The sequence below is a fragment of the Pseudomonas sp. PDM30 genome, from assembly GCF_019218985.1.
In the GTDB taxonomy this organism is placed as follows: Bacteria; Pseudomonadota; Gammaproteobacteria; order Pseudomonadales; family Pseudomonadaceae; genus Aquipseudomonas; species Aquipseudomonas jessenii.
Window position 1 is genome coordinate 49,462 of record NZ_JAHUWM010000009.1, and the last position, 22,728, is coordinate 72,189.

27 protein-coding genes are annotated in these 22,728 nt (G+C 58.6%); 4 read left to right on the forward strand and 23 right to left on the reverse strand.

From position 1 onward, the window contains the following. Nucleotides 1–38 precede the first annotated feature (38 nt). From KW840_RS20670 to KW840_RS20765, 20 genes are all read right to left on the reverse strand, one after another. Nucleotides 39–347, reverse strand: a complete 309-nt coding sequence (locus KW840_RS20670) for a phage tail assembly protein (RefSeq protein ID WP_090455557.1) — start codon at nt 345–347, stop codon at nt 39–41. An 11-nt stretch (nt 348–358) separates the two neighbouring features. After that, entirely contained in the window at nt 359–862 is a 504-nt protein-coding gene (locus KW840_RS20675) for a phage major tail tube protein (protein ID WP_085725766.1), read from the reverse strand. A 12-nt stretch (nt 863–874) separates the two neighbouring features. Further along, nucleotides 875–2,038, reverse strand: a complete 1,164-nt coding sequence (locus KW840_RS20680) for a phage tail sheath family protein (RefSeq protein WP_218497367.1) — start codon at nt 2,036–2,038, stop codon at nt 875–877. Between the two features lie 102 nt (nt 2,039–2,140). Continuing rightward, on the reverse strand, nt 2,141–2,728 hold the full coding sequence (locus KW840_RS20685; RefSeq protein WP_218497370.1) for a hypothetical protein: 588 nt from the start codon (nt 2,726–2,728) through the stop codon (nt 2,141–2,143). Continuing rightward, the gene (locus tag KW840_RS29045) at nt 2,728–5,037 is read right to left on the reverse strand and encodes a phage tail protein (protein ID WP_218497371.1); all 2,310 of its coding nucleotides are present in this window, start codon (nt 5,035–5,037) and stop codon (nt 2,728–2,730) included. The genes KW840_RS20685 and KW840_RS29045 overlap by 1 nt, the downstream gene beginning before the upstream one ends. Next, nucleotides 5,030–5,641 (reverse strand): phage tail protein I, encoded by a 612-nt coding sequence (locus KW840_RS20695; protein ID WP_218497380.1) that lies wholly within the window; start codon nt 5,639–5,641, stop codon nt 5,030–5,032. Before KW840_RS20695 ends, KW840_RS29045 begins: the two co-directional genes overlap by 8 nt. A gap of 1 nt (nt 5,642) precedes the next feature. Then, a complete protein-coding gene (locus tag KW840_RS20700) occupies nt 5,643–6,521 on the reverse strand; it encodes a baseplate J/gp47 family protein (RefSeq protein ID WP_218497382.1) in 879 nt (292 codons plus the stop codon). Continuing rightward, entirely contained in the window at nt 6,518–6,844 is a 327-nt protein-coding gene (locus tag KW840_RS20705; protein WP_043302559.1) for a GPW/gp25 family protein, read from the reverse strand. Before KW840_RS20705 ends, KW840_RS20700 begins: the two co-directional genes overlap by 4 nt. A gap of 13 nt (nt 6,845–6,857) precedes the next feature. Beyond that, entirely contained in the window at nt 6,858–7,079 is a 222-nt protein-coding gene (locus KW840_RS20710) for a hypothetical protein (RefSeq protein WP_218497384.1), read from the reverse strand. 58 nt (nt 7,080–7,137) lie between these two features. Beyond that, nucleotides 7,138–7,698: a phage baseplate assembly protein V gene (locus tag KW840_RS20715; protein WP_218497386.1), complete on the reverse strand. Its 561-nt coding sequence runs from the start codon at nt 7,696–7,698 to the stop codon at nt 7,138–7,140. Continuing rightward, nucleotides 7,665–8,216 carry a hypothetical protein gene (locus KW840_RS20720; protein WP_218497388.1) on the reverse strand — a complete coding sequence of 184 codons (552 nt, stop codon included), beginning with the start codon at nt 8,214–8,216 and terminating at the stop codon, nt 7,665–7,667. The genes KW840_RS20715 and KW840_RS20720 overlap by 34 nt, the downstream gene beginning before the upstream one ends. Then, nucleotides 8,209–8,535 carry a hypothetical protein gene (locus KW840_RS20725; RefSeq protein WP_256353549.1) on the reverse strand — a complete coding sequence of 109 codons (327 nt, stop codon included), beginning with the start codon at nt 8,533–8,535 and terminating at the stop codon, nt 8,209–8,211. Before KW840_RS20725 ends, KW840_RS20720 begins: the two co-directional genes overlap by 8 nt. A 35-nt stretch (nt 8,536–8,570) precedes the next feature. Continuing rightward, nucleotides 8,571–8,891 carry a capsid cement protein gene (locus tag KW840_RS20730; protein WP_218497392.1) on the reverse strand — a complete coding sequence of 107 codons (321 nt, stop codon included), beginning with the start codon at nt 8,889–8,891 and terminating at the stop codon, nt 8,571–8,573. A 68-nt stretch (nt 8,892–8,959) separates the two neighbouring features. Beyond that, nucleotides 8,960–11,050: a ClpP-like prohead protease/major capsid protein fusion protein gene (locus KW840_RS20735; RefSeq protein WP_218497394.1), complete on the reverse strand. Its 2,091-nt coding sequence runs from the start codon at nt 11,048–11,050 to the stop codon at nt 8,960–8,962. Then, complete coding sequence (locus tag KW840_RS20740; protein ID WP_218497396.1) at nt 10,989–12,533, reverse strand: phage portal protein; 1,545 nt, start codon at nt 12,531–12,533, stop codon at nt 10,989–10,991. The genes KW840_RS20735 and KW840_RS20740 overlap by 62 nt, the downstream gene beginning before the upstream one ends. Then, entirely contained in the window at nt 12,530–12,742 is a 213-nt protein-coding gene (locus KW840_RS20745) for a primosomal replication protein PriB/PriC domain protein (protein ID WP_218497398.1), read from the reverse strand. The genes KW840_RS20740 and KW840_RS20745 overlap by 4 nt, the downstream gene beginning before the upstream one ends. Further along, complete coding sequence (locus tag KW840_RS20750; protein ID WP_218497401.1) at nt 12,733–14,814, reverse strand: phage terminase large subunit family protein; 2,082 nt, start codon at nt 14,812–14,814, stop codon at nt 12,733–12,735. Before KW840_RS20750 ends, KW840_RS20745 begins: the two co-directional genes overlap by 10 nt. Continuing rightward, nucleotides 14,777–15,331, reverse strand: coding sequence for a terminase small subunit (locus KW840_RS20755; RefSeq protein ID WP_218497403.1), 555 nt, complete (start codon nt 15,329–15,331; stop codon nt 14,777–14,779). Before KW840_RS20755 ends, KW840_RS20750 begins: the two co-directional genes overlap by 38 nt. Before the next feature lie 162 nt (nt 15,332–15,493). After that, a complete protein-coding gene (locus KW840_RS20760) occupies nt 15,494–16,234 on the reverse strand; it encodes a hypothetical protein (RefSeq protein WP_218497405.1) in 741 nt (246 codons plus the stop codon). Nucleotides 16,235–16,315: 81 nt separating this feature from the next. Continuing rightward, on the reverse strand, nt 16,316–16,639 hold the full coding sequence (locus KW840_RS20765; protein ID WP_150755794.1) for a phage holin family protein: 324 nt from the start codon (nt 16,637–16,639) through the stop codon (nt 16,316–16,318). A 768-nt stretch (nt 16,640–17,407) separates the two neighbouring features. Between KW840_RS20765 and KW840_RS20770 the strand changes: the two genes are divergently transcribed. From KW840_RS20770 to KW840_RS20785, 4 genes are all read left to right on the forward strand, one after another. Further along, complete coding sequence (locus tag KW840_RS20770) at nt 17,408–18,094, forward strand: hypothetical protein (RefSeq protein ID WP_218497413.1); 687 nt, start codon at nt 17,408–17,410, stop codon at nt 18,092–18,094. Nucleotides 18,095–18,301: 207 nt separating this feature from the next. Then, nucleotides 18,302–18,889 (forward strand): hypothetical protein, encoded by a 588-nt coding sequence (locus KW840_RS20775; RefSeq protein ID WP_218497414.1) that lies wholly within the window; start codon nt 18,302–18,304, stop codon nt 18,887–18,889. A gap of 57 nt (nt 18,890–18,946) precedes the next feature. After that, nucleotides 18,947–19,411, forward strand: a complete 465-nt coding sequence (locus tag KW840_RS20780; RefSeq protein ID WP_218497415.1) for a hypothetical protein — start codon at nt 18,947–18,949, stop codon at nt 19,409–19,411. A gap of 66 nt (nt 19,412–19,477) precedes the next feature. Next, entirely contained in the window at nt 19,478–19,771 is a 294-nt protein-coding gene (locus KW840_RS20785) for a hypothetical protein (protein WP_218497416.1), read from the forward strand. A 193-nt stretch (nt 19,772–19,964) separates the two neighbouring features. On the opposite strand, the gene KW840_RS20790 is transcribed toward KW840_RS20785, so the two are convergent. From KW840_RS20790 to KW840_RS20800, 3 genes are all read right to left on the reverse strand, one after another. After that, the gene (locus KW840_RS20790; RefSeq protein WP_218497425.1) at nt 19,965–21,416 is read right to left on the reverse strand and encodes a DUF1254 domain-containing protein; all 1,452 of its coding nucleotides are present in this window, start codon (nt 21,414–21,416) and stop codon (nt 19,965–19,967) included. Nucleotides 21,417–21,974: 558 nt separating this feature from the next. Continuing rightward, nucleotides 21,975–22,364, reverse strand: coding sequence for an antiterminator Q family protein (locus KW840_RS20795; protein WP_218497427.1), 390 nt, complete (start codon nt 22,362–22,364; stop codon nt 21,975–21,977). Between the two features lie 4 nt (nt 22,365–22,368). Continuing rightward, entirely contained in the window at nt 22,369–22,689 is a 321-nt protein-coding gene (locus tag KW840_RS20800; RefSeq protein WP_218497429.1) for a hypothetical protein, read from the reverse strand. Between the last annotated feature and the right edge of the window lie 39 nt (nt 22,690–22,728).

The window sequence follows — 22,728 nt, forward strand, 5'->3', positions numbered from 1 at the left end:
CGGCCAAGCGTTTAGCCAGGGCTTTTTGCAGCTTGGGGTTAAACCCCGTCATCTGCTCCCACACGAAAATAGGCGGTCTGCAGACGACGATAATCACGCATCAGCAGCCCCTCCAGATCCGCGCGGCCGATGCTCGCCAGACTGCAGAACAAAACCATTTCCTGCTCTTCTTCGTTGCTACCGCCCTGCAAGGTGGCGGCGCGCATCTCACGCACCGTCGGTTCACGCAGGGTCAGCTTGTCGACCTGAATGCCGTTAGCCTCGCTCGGCCGGGACAGGGTTACGGTGGCGATGCCGCTGCCCAGTTGCAGCCATTTCGGCAGGACGTTGTCTTTCGCGTTGCTCATGGTGTTGCTCCTTACATGCCCAGGGCGGACCGCACAGCGGCCAGTTGATCGGTACCATCGATGACGCGGATCGAGTTGAGGGGATCGATTTCAAACATCACGCTGCCGTCGATCTCTAGCTTGTAATAGGTCACCGCAACGGCGTACTTGAACTCGCCCTTTTCGCCCGGTTTCCAGTCCCCCGGGTCGACTTCCTTGAGGCTGCCACGCAGGGTGGCGACCACCGACTTGACCACACCTTTCTGGCCCTTAAAGGCACCGCGGAACGAGGCGTTGAACCCGGTCAAGTCGGACTGGCCGAAGAACTTCAGCACCTCGCGGCGCACCCCATTGGTGAGGAAGCTGGCTTCCAGCTTCTCCATACCCATGTCGAGTTCGACCGCCGCATCCATGCCGCCCGCGCGGTATTCGTCAGTCTTGAGGGTCAACTTGGGCAGGGTCAGGCTCGGCACGTCGCCTTGCAGGCTGATGCCGTCCACGAACAGGTTGGTGTTGTAGAGCACTTCAGGAATCATAAAACGGCCTCCTTAGGCTGCGGTGTCCAGCACTTCAGTGATCCACTGATCGGTCACCTCCACGCGGAAGTTCGGGTTTTCGGCCGGCGGCACATCGGTGAACCGGATGTTCCAGTACACCTTGCCGTCGCTGAGTTCGCTGGAGGTGTTCAGCTCTTCGTCGGCATAGACCTCAAAGTTGATGATCGCGCCCTGATTCTTCAGGTCGCGCATGAACGCCTGTAGGCCTTCGGTCACGTCCTTGACGTAGGTCGCAGTGATCGAGCGGTCGACGGCCCACTTGTGCGCGTAGAGGATGGCGTCCATGACGATATCCAACGTGCGCACGCGGGTGACGAACTTCCATTTCGGGTCACTGGACAGTGTGCGGTTGCCCCACAGCCGATAGCCGTCATCACGAATGATCGTGGTGATGTTCGCGTTGTTCAGCACGTTGGCCCGGCAGGAGGGGTCACCATCAAGAAACTCAATTGGCCGCGTGGTGCCGGTGATGCCGACAAACTCCTTGTTCGACGGCGAGGCCCAGAAACCGTAGGTGGCATCGGTCCAGGCAAACAGGCCGGCGGTCCAGGCCGACGCCGGCGCGTTGACCGTGGCACTGATTCCGGTGTCCCAGAACTGCACGCCCGGATCGACCATGTAGGCATGTTTGCTACCGAAGTTGCCGGCGTACTCAATGGCGGCTTCGTCGGTGGTGTTCGGCCCGTCGAGGATGGCCATGGCCCGCATCTTGTCGCCCAGCGCCACCAGCTCCGTGCCCACTGCCAGCGTCGACGAGTACCCCGGAGTCACCAACAACCGTGGCTGGGCGTTGAACTTGCTTTTGCCGTTGAGCAACGCCTGCATGCCAGTACGGCTGCCGTCGGCCCAAACGCCACCGATGATCGCGGACAACTGCTCGGCCGGGTCGTCCAGCAGCGGCACACCGACAGCGACAATCACTGCCTTCGACCGCTTGAAAATGGCCTTGCAGTCCTGGGTGATGGCCGCGTCCGGACCCCAGGCGGCCACCGCTTCGCTTTCGCGGGTGATCAGCAGCAATTCGTTGGCCGCTGCGGTTGCCGGCGGCCCCACGGTGAAGGTGTTGCACAGGCCGATGATCGACGCGGACGGGGTAGCGATATGCCGGGCGCCGGTGTCCACCAAGGTCACGGTGACGCCGTGAAAAAAACTCATAGAGTGATGCTCCAGAAACGAAAAAGCCCCGCATAAGCGAGGCCGTGGGGATGTGCGGTGACGTGCAGCATGGAAAAGAAAACGCCCCGGCAATGCGGGGCGTCAGGACGCGGTGCTGGTCAGTCCGTCCGGCTTTAAAGGCCGTTTATCACTGGCTGGAAAGTCTGGCGAAAGAGGCCAGGCCCGCAGTTCATTGCGGTAGGTGCGCCAGGCGAGTTCGGTGTTCAGCGCAGCCGGATCAGCATCCAGATGCTTGTCGATCTCTCGGCCAGCCCAGTGCAGTTCATTTTCGATCCACGATCGTTCGCGACGGTTTTGCATCGTCAGATCGAGCGCGGCATCGAGCACCCAATCGAGACCGTCCCAGAGATGGGCCGCACTCGGTCGCGGCAACGCCGTCAGTTCGGCCGGTAACTCGCCCGGCATCGAATGCGTGACTTCGGCACCATCGGTAGTGCGGAAAGCCACGCCACGATAATCAGGCACCACGCCCCACGCATTCTGTTGCCTGACGACCACCTGCTGCTCCGGGGCTTCAGGCGGCACTTCCAGCGTTGCGCCAGCCGGTAGACCGCAGCCGCGACTCACATAGATGTCGTGCTGTCCGAGGTACTCACCGGTGGTTTCACTGAACGTGTAAACCTCGATCCAGCCACTCTCATCAAAAAAGCCATTCACTAAAGTAGTCATCAATACATCCTGCAGATGTAGTTGTAAGCGACGTTGCGCATTCGGGTTTCTGGACTCACACGGACGACGGCTGAAGGATTGAAAGTTACCGACATGTTGCCCGTTGTACTGACTCGTGGTGCAGCGGGTATATCACTCGTCATGTAACCCGTAGCCGTAAATACGCCGGTCGCGGTATTCACCAGCAACATTGAATCGTCATCTTGCAGCCTGAGTTCACCCGTCATGTTTTGTAGCGCGTCGAGTTGAAGGCTCAACACAGGGCGCCCATAGTCGGGATCGATTCCGCGCCCGCCATCCAGACCACGAATCGACTCGGCACGCATGTCTGGCAGCATTCCAGTGGGATACACGGCGGCCAACGCCGGGAAGGCCGTCACGTCGAACGGCTGCCCCCCCATCAAAACGCATTTGTCGGGTGGCGTAGCGGTTGGCCATGGAAACGGCACGCCGACAGGGACGGCAAATATGGAAGCAGGATCAAAATTGCTTTCGGTCCAGATCCTCCCGAAGTCGGAAGCATCAACCTGTAAACCCACGTCGCTCGAGGCGGGTCGATAACCAATGTAGACCTTGTTCGATTCCTGACCCGCACCACCGCCTTGCTGAACGGGAGTGAAACCCAACGCAGGTTGGTACGCACCAGGGTTGAAGTTACTCGTGTTCCAACCCGTTACCCACTCACTGAATTCATATCCCTCTGGGGTCTGAACTGCGCCTCGGGTATAGGTTGTACCGGAGTTATAGCTGGTGATTTGTTGCCAGAGGGTGTCTTGACTGACTGCAACCAGCATGGGGGAGAATTGACCGCCGGCAGGCATGTTCAGGCTGGTGTTCACCCGGTAAATGCCCACGGTGGTGATTGTGTTTAGATCAGTGCCATCGGGAAGGACAATCCCCCCGTGACCGATGCCATAAGCACCCGTGAGCAATACATGACCTGGGGTGTCATCTTGGGGAGAGGTTTGTTGAACCAGATTGGTTGAGTCCCAGATGCTTTCCCATTCGCCCCAAACACCGGCAGTCAAGGCCCGGCGGTGTAGGGTGTGGTCGGCATTCCCGTAAACCTCCTGAAAGGCGTATTGACCTGGTGTAATCGCCGAGACGCGAACCCAACCCTCATAGATCCCGCCACCTGGCCCTCCTATGCCATTGCTGATGAAATAGAGGGCCGTCTCCGCGTTCAAGCCACCGATGTCAACATCACTGACCGCATAGGCGGGCCCGCCCCAGCCGAACGCTCCGACCTTCATCAGCGCATCAGGCGTTTCATCGTGCAGATGGACCTGCACAGCAGCGGTCGCGGCGGTGCCCAGCCCGAGGTTATTCCGAGCCTCGACCACATCCGCGACATCGCCCAAGTTTTCGCTGACTGCCATGGCATCGGTGATGCCGTAGCCGGCCAGGGTGGTCGGGTTGGTGCCAGCGATCACACGCCCAAGGGCATCGATGGTGACACTGCGAAACGTGCCCACACCGCCCCCACTGCCGCCCGCGATCATTTCAAACTGCAAACCGGTGGTGCCGAGGGTGATCGGCGCGTCGGTGACCAACTGCCAGAGGCTGTCGCCGTTGGTCGTGCCCTGCTCGACGTGGATAAACAACCCCGGTGTCACTTCCAGGCTGTTGTCGGCATCGGCGGCCCGCGTCCAGCCTTCGGCGCTGACGACATAGAGACCGTTGTCCTTGGCCTCTGCCTGGGCGGTCACCAGCACCCGGTCACCAACGACCACGGCTACGTCATCGATGGTCTGCACATTGCTCAGGGCAATGGTGACGGTGGCCGCCACCCGCGCTGACTGTTTGTGATCCAGTTTGGCCAGTTCCTCCTGAATCTTGAGGTCCACGTATTCACGCGTCGCCAGCACAACGGCCGGGTCGATCTTCAGCACGATGTTCGCCGAGCTGCTGACGATGAAGTTCATCCGCACCACTTGGGTCTTGCCACTGCCCTGGTCCAACAACGGTTTATAGCTCGGCGCGCAGTTGGCCACCGCCACCAGGTCGCCGTCGACATCGTAAAGGCCGATCTCGCGAATCCACTCACCGCCGACTTCTGGCGGGATGATCTGCTCGGTGATCACCGTATTGGGATTGGCCGGATCGACCCGGATCTGGTTGATCGGCGCCCGGCGCCATTCGTTGATCAACTGAGTCTGCAGGCGATCGGGAATCGGGTCGGTGCCGTTGGCATCGCCCAAGCCCATCTCGGTGAACATCCAGTCCAAGCCCATGGCGATGGCATTGGCGTGTTTGGCTTCACCGACCGCCGTGAGAATGGCAAAAAACTGACTGGTCTTATCAATCATAGGGATAAACGTCCAAAGTGTCGGTTTCATCGACGCAGAGCGCCGGGCCAAAGGTGCCGGTCACGTCGATGTCTTTCGGAGCCGGGGGGTACACGTCGATCTCTTCGCCCTCTTGCACGCACACGGCAATGCCCAGCACGCCCTCGGTCTGCAAACTGAGCGCCAGGTTGGTCATGTGCCGGCTGACCGGGCGGGCGTCGTCGATCAACCACGCCAGTTCCTCGTACAGTTCCTCGGTGATGCCGGCGTCATTCAAGCCGACCTCCAGGGCGAAGGTGCCGGGCTCGCCTTCCGGCACGGTGTCGAACCACTCGACCACGTCGATCAGGTAGCCCAAAGGCTCGACCACCCGACGCAGCGCACCGATGGTGCCTTTGCGTGCATGCACGTCGTACGCCGAACGGATCGCCGTGCGCTTGGCCTCCTGGGTCCAGTTATTGTTCCAGCGGTCCACCGACCAGGCCGACGCCAGATACGGCAACAGGTGTTCAGGGCAGGTATCGGCGTTGTACAAACTGCGCAGCGGAATCAGTGTGCTTTCATAGTTGGCCGCTTCCACAGCCAGCTCCAGCGGCGTGCTATTGAGCGGCAGCTGAGTACTCATGTCAGGCCCCCAGGATCACGCTGTAGCCCGTGCAATACGCCGCCTCGGCCTTGCTCGGTTTGATGTCAGTCCAGCCCAGCAGCTCGACACGGGCTATCCCGGGAACGTGCAATTGCGCATCGATCCCCGAGCGCGCCACTTCCAGTCCCAGGCGGCGGCGCGGGTTGATCCACTCGCTAAGGCGTTTCTGGCTTTCGGCCAGGTAAGCTTCGTTTTCGGGCCCCGGTGCCTGCGGGTACAGCACCGCTTCAATGTGGTAGTCGATGACCACCGCGCTCTGCACCGTGAGGCGGTCGGCCACCGGCCGCACGTCTTCGTCGTTGAGGTGCAGCCGGACCTCTTCCAGCAGTTCCGGCGAGGCGGCGCCGCTGCCTTCCAGGCTGAGCACGGTGACCACCACCACGGCGGGTGACGGACTTTCCGCCGTAGCATCGGCCACCAGGCCCGAGGCGTTGCGTGCATGGAGGATGTAGCTGTTGCGCGGTCCCGCCGTGGTCAGCCCCTCGTACGACAGCTGCACTCGCTCGCGCAGGGCATCGTCTTCCTCAAGCACCTGCGGCGTAGGCGGCACCGTGCTCGGGTCTCCGGCCTGAATCACCAGGCGCTGCAGGTTGACGTTGGCGGCCAGATGATCGAGGTCGGCACGCTCAGCATGGGCCAACAGCAAGGCCTTGCCCGCATCGTTAACCCGCGCCCGGTTCTGCAAGGCGCCGTATGCGGCCTGCTCGATCAACTTGAGTACCGGGTCACTTTCCAGCTCCGCGCTCCAGTTGTCGCCCATGCTCAGGCGGAAGGCTTCCAGTTTCTCCTGGTAGACCGCCTCAAAGTCGAGGTCCTCCAGCACTTGCGGCGGCGGCAGGGCCGCCAGTTCCATGGTCATGCGGACACCTCCAAGGTCACGTCGCTGCCCAGGTACTGCCCAGTCAGCTCAAATGTGATACGTCCGTCGAGGATGGCCACCGCGCGCACCCGGCCCAGCTTCAGGCGTGGCTCCCAACGGCCCAACGTGCTGGCCACCTCGGCCTGCACGGCACTCTTCCAGCCGTCATTGACCGGAAGGTCGACAAAGCGCCGCAGCTTGCTGCCGTATTCCGGGCGCATGCGCCGGCTGCCCAAGGGCGTGGACAAGATGTCCTCGATGGACTGGCGCAGGTGATCGAGGCCGGAAATGAGCTGGCCGGTGCGGCGATCCAGTCCGATCATCCCGATCATTCGATCAGCCCTCGACCGCGACAAAATCCTTGCGACCGTGCAAATACTCGAGCGCGACCGTGTCATCCGAGGCCACCGCAACCTGCCCCTTTTCCACTTTCAAGGTGCGCTCAGCGTCCAGCAGGACCAGCACCCGCGAGGTGTACAGCGTGTCGCGAAAGAGGCTCAGCGTGGCCGGCGCGGGCGCCTCACTGGCGGCTGATACTTCCTTGGTTTTGCTTGTCATGGATTTACTCCTGGTATAAAAAAACCCGCACGCGGCGGGCTGAAGGTGAATGTTTCACTCAATGCGAGTGGTTGCTGCTGTTGCCCCGGGCGTCCATGATCGTGCCGGCGCCGGTGATGTCGCCGGATACACTCAGCGCACCGTCGATGCTCACCTCACCCGCCAGGGTGATCTGGCTGGCCGTCACCCGGACTTGCTCCGGCGTCACGTCAAGCTGCGAGTCACCGACCGTGATCGTCGCGCTACTGCCGTTGGGCAAATCGATGCTGTAGCTGCCAGCTTGCCAGTCATAAACCAGCGAGCCGCCATCGTCGAAGTACCAGGCCTCGACGTGATCGCGGTTATCCGGGGGTACCCCGGCGTTGCCATACAGCCCCGGGATGAAGGTGCCCATGGCCGGATCACCGCTGGGACTGAACAGCGCGCCCTGCTCATTAAGGCTCGGCGCGCGCCAATGACGGGCTTTGCCAGCCGCCAGGCTGTGCCAGCGCACCCAGGCACTGACCCAGGTACCGGCCTTGACCCGCACCCGGCCGGCACTTAGATCGACGCCGACCACCACGCAGGGCATCAGCATCGCGGCAATCATCCGGTCGTGTTCGGCGCTGGCGTACCCCATGCCAGATCCTCCGGCTGAAAGTAGTGGTCTTCGTTGCCGGTACCGGTGCAGCCATCGACGTTCAGGTACAGGGAACCCGGCGGCTCGACTGGCCATAACCATTCGGTTTCGCCGATCTGGAACACCTGTTTCCACTCAACGATCCACACCACAAACTGCGCCAGCTCCGGCATCGAGTCGTCCGGGAATGCACGTACCTCCTGCACCTCTTCGACAAAATCCAGACCCCAATACTGCCCGCGCAAAATCTTGCTGATCTCGGCGGCCAGAATGGCGGCCTGCAAGGCCGCTTTGCTGATGGTGGAATCGACCATGATGCACACCTGAAAGCGGCCGCTCAGGGAGGTTTTGCCGCTGCCATTGTCGACGGCTTCGCCGATTTCCGTCAGGGCGAACAGCACTGCCGGCAGACCGACTTCAGCGTTCAGTTCGGGAAACGCCTCGACGCTCACCACCGACGGCAAGCCAGCACGGAACGTCGCCTCGATCGCATTGTGTAAGGTCGTCAGCTCATCCATTGTTCAAACTCAGTATGAAAGTGACCATGCCGGCGCCGTCCGGCTCGCGCTTGCTGACCTTGTAACGACCACCACCCTGCTCCACCGGTAGATCGATGGTAAGAAAGGTGTCTTTCTCGATGCCCACCGCATCCACCACACGGGCGGCGAAGGTCGGCGCCAGGACGTTATCCGTCACGATGGCATTGCTCAGGCGCACGCTCTTCGATTTGCCGCCCACATCCGCACCGACAAAGGGCGAGAAGAACGCACCGGACAGCGGCAGGCCGTCCGGCTTGATGGCGCGATCGCCTAAGCGATCGACCAGCACTGCATCCATTCGAGCCGTGACGTCACGAAAGCGGCCCAGCGTTGTCACTGGATCAACAACGCTTCGGCAATACCGCCAACCGGAGCGCTCATCAGCTTGCCGAATGACACCAAATCGCCGGTGGCCGTGAGCGGATCAACCAGCACGCCTGCTTGCAGAGCCACCTTTTGCCCCTGCAGCAGCGCTGCATCGGCAGGCAGACGCCAGACGCCGTCGAGATGGCCGACCAAGACGTCACCCGCCACGCCACTGGCGATCGGGATGACCACCGTATCAACCAGCACCAACGGCACCCCCGCCGTCGCGCCACCGTCTGGCGCCACAAAAGTCAGCGTGCTGCCGGGACCCGAATAATTCTTTGACATGCGAATTTCTCCTGTACAGAAACAACAAACCCCGCTCGCGGCGGGGTGCTTAGGGAACTATTCAACCGTTAACGGCTGGCTTTCGCAGGTGGCACCACACCGACTGACTTGTTCAGACCGCGATAATCCAGCGCCGCGACCCCGGCATCGATCCGCACCTTGCTCGTCACGCCATCAATGGTGAAACCCTGCTGCTGCTCCATGTAGGGCTGTTCAACGCCGTCCAGGTAAGCGACTTCGATGGTGTCAGCACCTTGGCGGGCGGCCTCATACCAGGTGACCGGCGAATCATCGTCCAGGCGTGGCTCGGCGATCACCGTGGCGAAATTGCGGATCGGGTTATCGATGCCGGCATTGGTGTCGACGCCAGGCACCGACGCCGAGCGGATCAGTTGGTTGGTCTTGTCTTCCAGCGCCACCGGTACCAGGACAAACGCCGGGCGAATGTTTAGGGTGCGGGCCTTGCCACCCTCGACCTCGGTTTTCTGCAAGGCCATGGCGGTCTTGGCCTTGCTCAGCGCCTCAATCGACATATTGGCGCCGGTACCGGAGAACAGGTTGTTGCGCTCGACATCGAACAGAGCTTTGCCATCGCTCATCACCGGCGAATGGATCAGCGTGTCATAGACCAGATCGCCGATGGTGCCGCGCGCGGCCAGACCCATGTTGTAAGGCACTGTGCTCAACTGGTCGAGGTCATCGTTGATGATCGCCTGCCGGGTGATGCTGAACATCTCACCGTAGGTGGCCAGGCGGATTTTTTCGCCACGGTCATTGGTGGTGATGTACTTGTATTCAGCCCCTGGGCGAACTTCACGCAGACTCGGGAACGCACCCATGCCGACCCGGGATGCCACCTTGAAGTCACTCAAGCGGCCCTTTTTGGTCCACAGGTGATAGGTCTCCGGCGCCTCGTCCCAGCCGAGCAGGACCGACTTGGCGGCGCTGTCCACCAGGATGTTGCCGAAGTCGCTGGAGTCATGGGTGAACGCCAAGCCGACCATGGCCATCGGATCAAGGGTGGCCACCAGAATGCCGCGATCATGCAACGAGGCGCGGGCCAATTCACGCAGGCTCATGTGGTTATAGGCGTTGTCTTTCTGGTTTTCCGCCTGCCCCAAACGACCGGCCAGCGAGGCGCGCACCGAATCGCCAACCAAGTTGCCGTTGCTAATGTGGCCATGGTGGTGAGGTCCTCCCGTTGGGGTGGTGGTCGAGCCCAGCGCAACCAGCAGTTTTTCCCGCGCCATCTCAGCCGTACAGCTCAGGTCATTGAGGCAGGTATTGAGCAGCTCGGTGTGGCTGGTGACCAGCGAGCCACAGAACGCGGCATTGATCGCCGTACGGCGAGCACCGTCCGCCGCCATGACCTGGGCGCGCATTTGATCCAGGGTCAGCGCGACCGGCGCTGGATCGACCGCCGGTGCCGGAGTTGGCGCTGGGGTTGGGGTCGGTGCTGGGGTTGGAGCGGAAGCCCGCGGATCGAACAGATTTTTTGCCGAGGTAGGCATATTGGTGAACTCCTGCATTCGTTTTGAAGTGAGTTGAGCAGCCGCCTTGAACGGATCAAGCACCTTGTCAGCGAAACCGGCGGCCACCGCTTCGTTGCCATCCATCCAGGTTTCAGCCTTGAGCAGTACCTGGATGTCCTCGATCGATTTGCCTGACTTGCGCATGTACGCCTGAATCAGCGTGCTCTCGACTTTGTCGAGTAAATCGGCGTACTCGCGCATGGCATCGGCATCACCGACCTGACCACCCCACGGCTTGTGAATCATCATCATTGCGTTGGCCGGCATGTTGATTTCATCGCCGGCCATGGCGACCACGCTGGCCATCGAAGCGGCGAGACCGTCGATGTACACCACGACCCGGGCCGAATGGCCGCGCAGCAGGTTGTACATGGTGGTCCCTTCAAACACGTCACCACCCGGCGAGTGGATGTGCAGGTTGATCTGAGACACATCGCCCATGGCGGCCAGATCGCGGGCGAACTGTTTGGCCGTAATGCCCCACGCGCCAATTTCGTCATACAGCATCACCTCAACCACCCCACGTTGCAGCGCGGCGCTCAGTGAGTACCAGCTTTCGCCGGGCTTATTCGTCGGGGTTATCGAGGCTCTCGGCCTCATCAACGACAGGTTTTTTTGGCTGTTCATCGGTTTGCGTTTTTCCATAAATCTCGTGATAGAAGTCCGAACTGAAGACCAGTCCCTGCTCCCGGTTGGTTTTGATTTCCGAAGCCCGGGAACGCTTGAGTTCCTGCGGATTGCGCTGCCGCGCCCGCGCCACTTCCGACTCATCGGCAAAGCCGGCCTCGACCAGGATCTTCCAGGCATTGGCCTCATGGATCGGGTTGATCCAAGGCATTACCGGCCCTTGGTAAATCGCGCCAAACACCGTGTCCGGATCGACGTCGACCGGCACTTGGATCACCCCACTGGCGATCGCCATGTGCAGCCATTCGCGATAGACCGGGCGACTCCAGTAGTCGATAAATTCGTGCTGCAGCAGGTCATAACCCGCCTGCCCCTCGACGAGCTCCTGACGCTGTGCGGAATAGGTGCCGTCGTAACTGCGCGCCACACTGGAGTAGGTGCCCCGGGTGCCAGCGGCCACGGCCTTGAGCTGACCGTTGCGAAAGCCTTCCAGAAAGGGGTTGGGCCGATTACTTTCGATCATGCCGACGTCTTCGCCGGGCAGCAGGCCGTCGAACACCATGCCCGGACCGATGGGAATGCTGCGGGCGCTGACGCTCTGACCATTCACGGCAGACGGTGCGGTGTAGTCGTCCGGCGTCCCTTTCTTGATGTACATGGCCAGCGCCGCGCTGATGCGGGCGGCGACTCGTTCGCTTTCCTCGTAATCCTTGATGTCCGCCAGGCGGACTAGCACGGCATGTAGCAGCGGCTGCCCGCGGTTCTGACCGATGCGTTTTCGGTGCGCGATGTGAATCATCTGCTCGGCTGGCACACGCTTGGTGGCCAGGGTCAGCTGGTAACCGGCGGCGTGCCCGGGGTGATGCTTGACCAGGTGATAGGCACGGACCCGGCGCCACTGATTGCGCTCGATCCCCTGCACAATGCCCTTGGCTTCATCGTTGTATTCCCACGGCAGGTAATCCGGCTCCAGCAACTCCAAAGCGAAGGGCACCACGCTCAAATGTTCATAGCTGGGCACCCGCCCCTTGAGCTTCTGCGCCAAGGCTTCGCCGTCGCGCAGCCAGGTTCGGCACACTTGCCGCTCCATCTGCGGGCGGGACAGCTCGCCCGACGTTTCCGGGCGCAACGACCATTCGGCCCAGCGGGCCTTAATCTGCGCCGCAAACTCCAGATGCACTTCCCCGGCGTAGCTCAAGGGAAAAGGCTCGACAGCGATGCCCATGCCGCCCACCACGCGCTCTTCCAGGCGATCGAACAAACCAGTAACGATGTCGTGGTCTTCGTCCAACTTGCGGCATTGCTCGCGCAGGGAACGCGCCGAACGCTGCAGCGAGCGGTCCGCGCTAGCAGATTGTTTCTTGGCCTGATGCGTGCGAGTCATCTGCGCGGCTTCAAAGGCCATGATCTTGTGACGGGCATGCAGACGTTCAGCCACCAGCCCCGGAAAAACCGGGGCCAGCACGCGATCCAGCAGGTTCATCGGAATGTCGCCAGAGCGTACGGCGGCTGCCCCGCCGCCGCAGCCTGTTGCGCTCGCGCCCGACGCTCCCATTCCAGTCGGCCGGCACGGATTTCCTCCAGGTCATCCATGATCAGCTTGCGACCGTTAAAGAGGATTTCCTTGCCCTGCAGGATGGCCAGCTCGGCCTCCAGATAACGGTCCACCATGTCTTGAGCGGTTATAGCCATGCGCCTTGTCCTGTATTAAGCCAGCCACCCGACTCGGCGGGCTGGTCGGATGATTGTTCAGGTACTACCTCAGACACCGACACCGTGGCCGGTTTCGGTGCGGCAACGGTGGCCCGTTTGCTTTCCTGCTCGTGACTCATCGGCACCGCCCAAGTGCCTGACGGCAACTGCTGTGCGAGCAGGTCGAGATTCATGCCAAAACGCTGTTGCGTTATGCGTAGCGCCGCCAAGGCGTACACCAGACAATCGAGCGCTTCGTTTCTACGTCCGCCGGCGTCCCAGCGCTGGACGCGCTGGTGTTTGACGATCACCCATTTGCGGCGCTCGGCAGTCAGTTGCCGCAACTCGTCTTCGCCGCAAATCATCTCGTTGGCAGGCAGGTGGATACAGCCAGGCACAGGCGCACCCGAACCGTCCGGCTGCATCTTGAGCCGGCCATAGATCAGCTCTTTGGCATTGTCGGTACCCACTTCGACCAGATACGCACGTCCGCCTTTGACCTTGGTTTTCTTACGCGGCCAAGTCGCTATTGGCTTACCGTAGGTCGAGGCACCGAACACAGGGATTACCCACTGGGTGCCGTGCTTGATGCATTCCTCACGCACTTCATCGCAGTAGTGACCACCTTGGTCCCAACACCAACGCTCGACGCCAATCACCGTGCCATCCGCTCGGGTGTAGGTCTTGTGGATCTCGATACCGACCTTGGCCCGTAACTCAATGCTGCCCGGGTCACCTTGCAGCACGAACTTATGGACCAGCCATGCTTCCTCACCTGCGCCAAACGCCCAGACCCGGCCTTCGTAGCGGTCATCTTGGGTATCAATACCGCCGAACAGGGCAACCGCTTTAGCCGGCACTTGCGGGTAAATCTCCCGACGCGCATGCAACTGCTGCCATTCCAACTGCTCGCCTTGGTCCTCTTCCCACGCTTCGCCCAAGGTGGTGTTGACGAAGGTCTTGAGCTTGCCCCGATCCTTCTTGATCTTGAGCCATTCCGTGACTACTTCGGCCCAGGTCACAAACTCCGAATACACCGTCCAGATATGGAAAGTCACCGAACGCGGCGACGGTATTGAAGTGTCCACATCGGTGAACCAGTCCATGCCGTCACGCGTCCAGATACCAGTCCGCTCGCAGATGTAACGACCGTTCACCGATGCCGCGACCATTTCGTGGTATTCGAAGGTGCAGCCATGGCCGGACTCGCACAGATACCAGGCCTTGATCACCTGCCCCAGCTCATCCACGGCCCACTTGATACCGAACGGCGTAGCCGGGTCGCCCCACTTCAGGTGCTGCTCGGTCCCACAGCACGGGCACTTGATGTTGAAGCGTAGAAAGTGCGGGGAATCATTGGCCGCCCGCGTGATCTGGCAACCTTCCCCCGAGGTTTCCTCATTGTCGTCAGCGACAACCACTGTCGTCGGGGTCGATCCGCGTATGGACTTTTTGAACGTGGCACCTTCCAGGCGTTTGTCGCCAAGAATGGTCGGAGCCCCCTCGCCCTCGATGTCCGCATTGAACTTCGACAGCTCGTCATAGATCACTTCATCCGGGCTTTTCTCCCGGTAGTTTTTTGCCGCCGTACCACCCAGGCACCACAGCATCTTGGCGTTATCGAAGCGCTTTTCATCCAGCGTGTTATCGCGATGCTTCACCCCATACCAAGGCGCCAAAGCGCGCACCACAGGACTGTCACGAATCATCGTTTCGATGTGCCGCTTCATCATCCCGTCAGCGTCGCCATCGGTTGGGCACCAGACGATGACGTTGCGTTTCTTGTGCTGGACCTTGTAGCCCATGTTGGCTACCAGCATTTTGGTGTAGCCAACCCGCGCCGATTTCAGCACGTTCACTTCACGGATCAGGTCGTTGCCCATCGCGTTGAGAATCGCGACCTGAAAAGGCGCCGTCGTCCAATCGCCCTCTTGATAGGACGACTCGGACGACAGATAGAAATGCTCATCAGCCCACTCAACCGCCGTGCGCGGCGGCTCTTTGTAAAGCCCGGCGAGTCCCTTGCGGACACCCTCAACCAGCGCCCTCATCCAAGGTGTCGACAAACTCATCAAGCAACTCCGGCAAAAGATCAGCCAAGCCGACCGCATCATTGCGCGTCACGGCGACTTCGCGCTGGATCGCCTCAAGGTGGCGCACCTCGATGTCGGGGCACTTGCGTTTAACTTTCAAATGCACGGTGTCGAGGGTTGACCCGAGCTTTGCGCTCAGACGCGACAATGCGAACAAGCAAAAATCAACCGGTACCAGCTTCTTGGCCTTCACCTTGTTGCGCATTTCCTGAGCGTCCGCCTGCTCAGTTGTCAGCCGCAATTTTTGCTGCGCCTGTTTGTATTCAATGAGCGGATCAATCGGATCACCGTTGTCGTCGACAGGTTGGTCTTTTGTCATCTGATGCTTGAGCCGGTTATCCAGCACCGACCGGACGTCGTAGAAGACGTCGCGGCCGATCTTCGCAACAGGCTGCACGCCCCATTTATCAAAGGCCTGAGTCGTGATGCCGAGGCTCGTAGCCATGCGCGACTTGTTCAGCCAATGAGGCTCGCGGGAGATGGTCGGATTGGCCATGGACTAAACAACAACCTCGATTCAAAAATGGGTCATATATAGCGAAGCAGCGGGGCCCGAATTACCCCCTAGGCCTCCCCCCTCGGGAGGACCCGTTGAATTCACGCCAAACTCAGCAGGTCAAGTAATAACGGTACAGAAACAGCTTTTTCCTGCTGTCTGTCAGAGCTTGGCGGTGGTCATAGCATCGGCAAATGCACCGCGGAACTCCGCGCTGTAGTTAGCCTTGACGATGTTGTTCGCGATCTTGAAGAACGGGAAGATCGTGCGGTACATCGGCGCGCTCCGGCTGAAGACAAACATCGGCCTGACAACATCGCCGAACGCCGTCTCTTTGCGCTCCCACACACCAGCCGTTCCCCCGACAACGCCCGAGAAATAACTCCTGGCATTGCCCTTGCGCTGACTGCGCTTGCTGTTGGAGGCGTTGGCCTGATAGCCACGCGAGGTTTCGGCAGCCCCCAAGCCCGACAAGATCCGAGTCATCGTTCCTCGGGAAACGTTGCCATGCTTGTCGAGCACGTTGGGATTAGGGATTGCGAACTGGCTGGACTTCATAAAGCCGCGCACGATCAGGGCTTTTTCAAAGCGCTTATGCGGTCGTGGCCCGCCCCTGACAGTCTGCTGAAGGTAGGTATCAGCGGGAATGCCCGAGGTCCAAGAGTCCTTGAAAAAGACTTCGGCCGGCTTACTTTTGGTGGCCATTCTGACAAACAAGCTGTTCATCGTAGTCCGAGTTGGCCGATCCAGACGCTGCGCCATGACAGTCAGTTCGCCCTTCTTGACCCGCTGGGCCAAGCGGGTCGCGGTCAGGGCAAGCACATGCGGAATGTGCTTTTTCTCCAGCTCCAGCAGCGCCTCGGACACGGGCAGCAAGTCGGGTGTGATTTTGACTTTGACCATTTAGTTTTCCGCGATAGCCGAGCCGTAGCTGTCTGGCTGCCCGTTGAGCGAGTCATAGCAGGCCATCACTGCTTTACCTCGCTATGAATTACGGGAGTTGATACCAGCTTTCCTGGCCAGAAACTGGGTGTACAAACCGCCGGTTACATCAGCACCGATGACCGCGATTACGATGCCCAGGCCGGCGGCAAGATAAAAGTTGCTCCACAGCGCCATCGCGAGCAGCAGCGTGGCCATGCCCAACAGGCCAGACGCAAGAAAACGCAGCGCTACACGCTGGAGGATCTGCCGAAGACCAAGGTCAGTACCTGATGCTCTCAACATCTCCCCAGATAAACCGGCCATGCTTAACAATACCAACAGCCAAAGAGGCACGTCGGCGAGAGCCTGATGCTCTGTGTTCATCTGTAGTCCTCGAATAGGTCCGGCCTCCATGTCACTGTCATCCGCTCGGAGCAAAGAGCCAGGCATAGGGCCGAAAACGAAAAAGCCCCGCTCGATGGCAGGGCTTATAAAAGGGTACAAAAAACCCGACTCAATGGTCGGGCTCTTGAAAGGCGTCTCGCTGCGTTCACAGCAACACACGCTGCTATAAAAGCAGGTCTATTCCGCGCGGAAAAGGTTTTTCCGCAGCGTATGCGAAATTGCACCCAACTTGACCACACGTTTGCATTCGACCTAACCATCAGATGCATGGAATTTGCCCATCATGTTTTAACCATGATGGACAGAAAACAACGCACGTTAGTCCTGTGCGACAGGCGGCAATCGGCCCAGAGTGTGTAAAAACGCTTCACCAAAATTGAAGTATGCGCATCTACGTTAAATCTAAAATTTATCGGCACGTCAGCATATGTGAATTTCGCGTAGAAACGCGATTTCCAGTCCGATTTTGAGTACCTGTCGCGCTCAAAAACGTTTTTACACAGTCTCGGCCATAAGCAGTCGGTAGACAGGCTAGTGGCAAATTGGTAGCGTCTCGTTGCTGCGCTGAATCTTTACCGCGGCCGAACTCGCCGTCATCCATGTCGCTTTTCTCTTTGGGCTATGTCGCGTTTGCTGCGACTCCCTCCCAGCTAAGCCAAGGTTTACGGGACGACAAGGAACGTATACGACATTACTGTCGTGTCTCAATGCGACAGTAATGTCGCCCAATAGTAGTTAGGCGTCATTATGAAGAGCTTTCTTCTCGCTGCAGCGAAACTCGCCACAGGCCTCTTCTTTGCAGGTTTGGCTCTCGCGATTTCGATTGCGCTTTTCTCTTGGGCAACCGATAGCTACAGGAGTAGCCAGGCCAAGCAGTACGAGACCATTAAGGAGTGGTCAGCAGACCTCAGCACGAATCTCGGTTTACAACTTCAGGCTAAGACAAAGGTTGTGTCCGGGAAGCTCTTGTTATCCGTAGATGTCGTCGGATATCCGGCCTACCTATCGGACCCTCGCCTGGCTGAACGAAACCAGAAAGCACAACTCATCATCTACTTCGTCGACCAGGATGGCTTCAGAGTCTTCAGCAAACCAATTGAGCTTTCCGAATTTAGTGGCATCTTAGGCGCGAAGGGCGAGAAAATTGGCCTTCGAACCCAACTGCAAGAATATGTCTCAATCGAGGACTACAAGAGGTTTCAGCATCTTCAGGTCGAATGGACCCTGGAAACCAAGGTACCGCCAGATCTTGCCCTCGATGTAAAGGAAGATCAGAGTCGCCTTGATCACTGCGCTCCCAACATATCGCAAGCAGAACGGCTCAAACGCCTATCAAGACACGGAGAGTTACGACAAACAAGCTCCGGCTCTTATTCTGCAGGCTCTCGATCCGTGCACTTTTTCCACGATGGAACACTACTGAATTGCCAATAAAGAGCTTCTCGCGCTGGCCCAGCGATGGGCAACTATCGGCCACAAGCAGTCACTCGCTACCGATGCTTTGCACATCCTCCTATCCGATGCGTTTCGAGATGTGTGTTAGCCTGCTCAGCCAAAGAATAATGCCCGAACGGCCCCCATTGGTGTCTGGGTTACGGTCGCAGGCATTTTAACGATTTAGGTCAACACAGGGATGTCGTCGTGACTATCGCAGCCACCCAAGCGAAACTTCATTGGAATTATTTCTTGGCTTTGGAGCGTGACATGGATGTGCTCTCACGCTATGTCGAGTTCTGCGAAGAAAATTTTGCAGTTTATTCAGTGGAGCTCGCTCATCTTCTTTTCGCAGCTGCTTCCGAAGTCGACGTTGTGTGTAAGCTAATCTGCGAACAGGTGTCCCCTGGAGCACCAAGAGCAAACATCAACGACTACAAGGCCGTTCTCTTGCAGGTGCTACCAGACCTTCCTAATACCGAAGTTTTTGTCCCTCGTTATGGGTTGTCATACCGTCCATGGTCTAACTGGGAGGGCGATAAAAATCCAGCCTGGTGGCGAAGTTACAACAACGTGAAACATGAGCGAGACGCGTACTTTAACGAAGCAACACTCAAAAACTCGCTGAATGCTCTTGGTGCCTTGCTCGTACTTACCGTCCACTATTACTCTCGAAAGTTGGCTCCAGAGCATGGACAGGTATTGAGGCCGAAGGACACAACGCGGCAGCTAATGCCAGAATCGACGCTGCTTCGCCTTCAAGAAAACAACTACTTTTCACACCTCATTGTGTGAATTCTCGGGAGCGGAGCGGTTACTGGGGTCTATTTCGAGTTGGCCAAGGGAGACTTCATGAAAAAAGTGTTGATTTTAATGCTCGCGACTCTGATCGCTGGATGCTCTACGTCAGGAACATCCATTTTGATCGGTGAGGGTGGTGCGCTTCCACCCACAGACCCAAGCTCGATCTCACTGCTCTTGGAGCCACCGCAGAAAAAGCACACGGTAGTTGCCCTGGTTGAGGGAGTCGCGGCAACAGACGATTACTTCACGAAAGCAAAGACTGAAGCCGCTGCGATCACGGCCATGAAGGAAGAAGCCGCAAGGATTGGCGCAAACGCCATTGTGCTAACCGGTAAAGGCACCCAGCCTTATGGCCAAGTAACGGTTGGGAACAGCACTGGCTCGGCGTACGGTTCCGCAACGGCTACTGGCTCCAACGCCAACGCTTATGCCACAACTGTCAGCTCTGCTATAGGCTGGGAAAAGATTACCTTTAGCGGCACAGCAATCCGATACACGGATGAGGGTGAGTAGGCTGCTTTTCGCACTTCGTGCGCAAAACGCACCGGCCTCCGGTTATCAAAGGCGCTAGGGGATTTCATGAGAAAGCTGCTGGCTGTTTTCACAATTGTGCTTTGTGGGTGTTCAGGCTCGAGCTCGGACTGGACCGCCTTCGTATACCCCGATATAGAAAGCATTCCTGGCCCTGACCAAGCCCAGAATTACACCATAGGAAAATACAGCTCCTTTGAGGAATGTCATGTTGCAGCCATTGATCGCTTGCGAAGAAATGATGCACAAAGCGGGAAGAGTGGTGATTACATGTGTGGCTATGAATGTAGCCACAGAGAAAACCTTGGTGGGTTGCTGGTTTGCAAAGAAAAGCGCAAATGATCCGCCCCTAACAACTCGTTCAAGGCGGACGCGCTCCGCGCGCCGCCTGAATGTCTGCAACGGGTCGACTTCAGCCCGTCGCGACAGGCAGAAATCGGCCAATAGCAGCCCTTGATGATTGGCTGCTATTGGCAAAAAAGGCACCACAAGCCGACACCGACCTACGGCGAGTGTCAGCAATGGGCCGCAAGATTTACTTCGTGACCACCAGCGCCGGTGGCTGCCAGCTGCCGTCGCCAGCGGGAAGAATCGAAGGCGGTGCGGTCTTCGGCCAGTAGAGGCGCATTACCAGAAAGACCGTGTCGTCAGGCGCGGGCAACCAGTTTGCCTCCTTAGCCTTACCGGGGGAGTCTTTCTGGATGTACAGCGTCAGTGAACCATCCGTGTTTTTCTTCATTGCCGACAGCATCGGCGAATTGATCAGGTAACGGTTGAGCGGATTCTTGACCAGCAGTTGGCTCTTGCCGTCGTACATGGTCACCGACCAGAAGGCATTGACTGGCGGCAGTTTGCCGGCTGGGAAAGTCAGCGTGTACTTGCGCTTGCTGGTATCGAGAGTCTGGCCGGTGCCGTCGGTGCGCGTGTTGGGATACATCGCCTCGACGGCGTCGTTGCCGTAGAGGCCGCCTTTCGCGGCACCAGCACGCTTTAGCCAGTCGGCCTTGTAGAACGTTTGGTCGCCGAAGTACGCGCCGACGTTCCAGCCGTTGATTATCTTCGTCCCGCTCGCGAGGAACTTGTCGACCTTCTCGTCACCGGCCTTCATCCCGAGCAGGACCGCGGCCTTGTGCTCGAGCGAGAGGTCCTTAAATTCGAAGGTGCGACCAGGGCCTACGCCGATGCTGGCCAGCTTGGCCCGGATCTCCTGGTCGTCAGCCGATGGCGGCACATACTCCATCGCGGCCGACAAGTACTCGAAGAAGTTGGCCTTGATGCCTTCCGTCGTAGCGGGCACGAAATCAATCTTCGGCGCAGTGGGCGGCGCGGGTTGATGGAGGAAGGCGGACAGCGGCTGGACCTTGTAGCCTGCTTGCACCTTCTCGACATTCGGCATGTCCTTGGCATTGTAGAGCTGAGTCCGAATGGCACTCACGGCGAAGGGAGTGGTCGAGGTGAAGACTTTTTTGATACCGGGAGGGGGCGCGCCTTTCCAATCGGGACCGACCACCATGTAGTGGCCTGGCTCGTTGCCGGTAGCACGGCTGCCGATGTAACCGTAGTTGTAAGTGTTGCCGTCGATCATCTGCACCGAGTAGTAACGCTGCTTGTCCACTGCCGGCACCGAGATCACCATCGGCTCCGCGCGCAGGTCCAGCCAGACAAACGAATACGGGGTGTCGCTGTTCGGAGTGATGATGGCCGTGTCTTGGTAGGTGAAGACGCGAGGCTCGTTCTTGATCTGGTTGAACGGCGCCTTGTATTGCGGGCCACCCTTGTCCACAGCATATTCGTGCATAACGGCGTAGTTCATGACCAGCGGTAAGCCGTAAATAAAGCCTTCCTCGGCGATCGCCTTGGTCTGCTCGAGACTCGGCGCGGGTACGCCCTTGGTCACATCCGTCTTGTCTGCCTGCGTGATCGGATCGTTCTTGCTCGCACACCCTGCAAAAAGCGTTGAACCCACTACGACGAGTGCCGCAGCCATTGTCCAGCCCCGGTTAGACTTCCTGTTCATTTCTACCTCGTTAGTTTTGAGCAAGCTGGCACCGTGAGCCTTCATGGCCACGGTGAAATAATTCGAATGCTTGAAACCCTCCCGACTTTTTTCAGTAGTGCCAGGTCATGTGGGCGATCAGGGCTTCAATCCAGGCGTTGTCGAACTCGCCTGATACTCGATTGCCAGACAAGGTTTTTTGCTGTTCGACTGGCATGCCCCCCACCCAGACCGCGACCCACTGAAATTCAGGTCTGTCTCTTTACTTAGCGACTGAGTAAATCCTGTGGCGAAGCGCCAACTCACACGCCCAGGGAGTGTAGATCACAATAAATGGACTTACCCCTACAAAACCGGACACCAGCTCCCCGTTATTTGTACGTCTGATCGCCACGATGAATACGAGATGCAGCTCAGATTCAGTTCCGTAACATTCACTCGCCGCCGTTAAGGACCATTTGGCTTCGAGAACAGCCAATCTGTTGCATCGACCGGTTGAATCCACAGTCGATTGCTGCCTTTCGCGACAGGCAGCAATCGGCTAATAGATTAAGCAGCTTGCCGCATTGCATCGACAGCACAATCGATCCACGCGATGCCTGCTCTCGCCAATTCCCGCGCCTTCCCTTCACTTATGCCGTAGTGCTTACCAACCCGAACCATGGGCCATTTAGCACCGTAGTAAAGCCAAATAATATCGCCCATTTGTCGATCACGGTGTGAGAGCCGCGCAACTGCGCTATCAATAGCTCCAGCCCATTCATCAGTAATGCAATAGCTTTTGCTCGCCGACACTTGCGGCATTGCCTGGCGCATTAGCGCCAAAGTCGGTGAGATGTAGATGGGGACGCCAGCCCCATCCATCCGCCACCAGCCCCACTGCTCCAGCAGGTATTCGGTATCGCCCAAAGGTCGGCCTGCCGGCTTTCGAATCATCATGTTCTCAATCCCCTGTGTAATTCGTTCCGCCGGCACCGCGACGGTTGTTCTGTTGGTAGTACGCGGCCGGGCCAGTTATCGACGAGCCCTGCTGGAGCACTTCAATTTCGCGCTGCGCCTGCTGCAATTTGAAGCTCAGCTGGGTAACTAATTCGTCGGAAGAAAGCACCAACCTACTACCCAGAACAACCCAACCTGAGCCGTTGCAAGCAGTACAAATCCGCTCATAACACACCCCTTCTACTACCGCTTTGCCCTTGCAGATCGAGCAAGGCTCCAGCTCGATCCGCTCCCTCTTAATGCCAAGCCCCTGCCCTTTCTGCATGTTTAAATCCTCTTGTAAGATTAATTTCTGTTTTCGGCT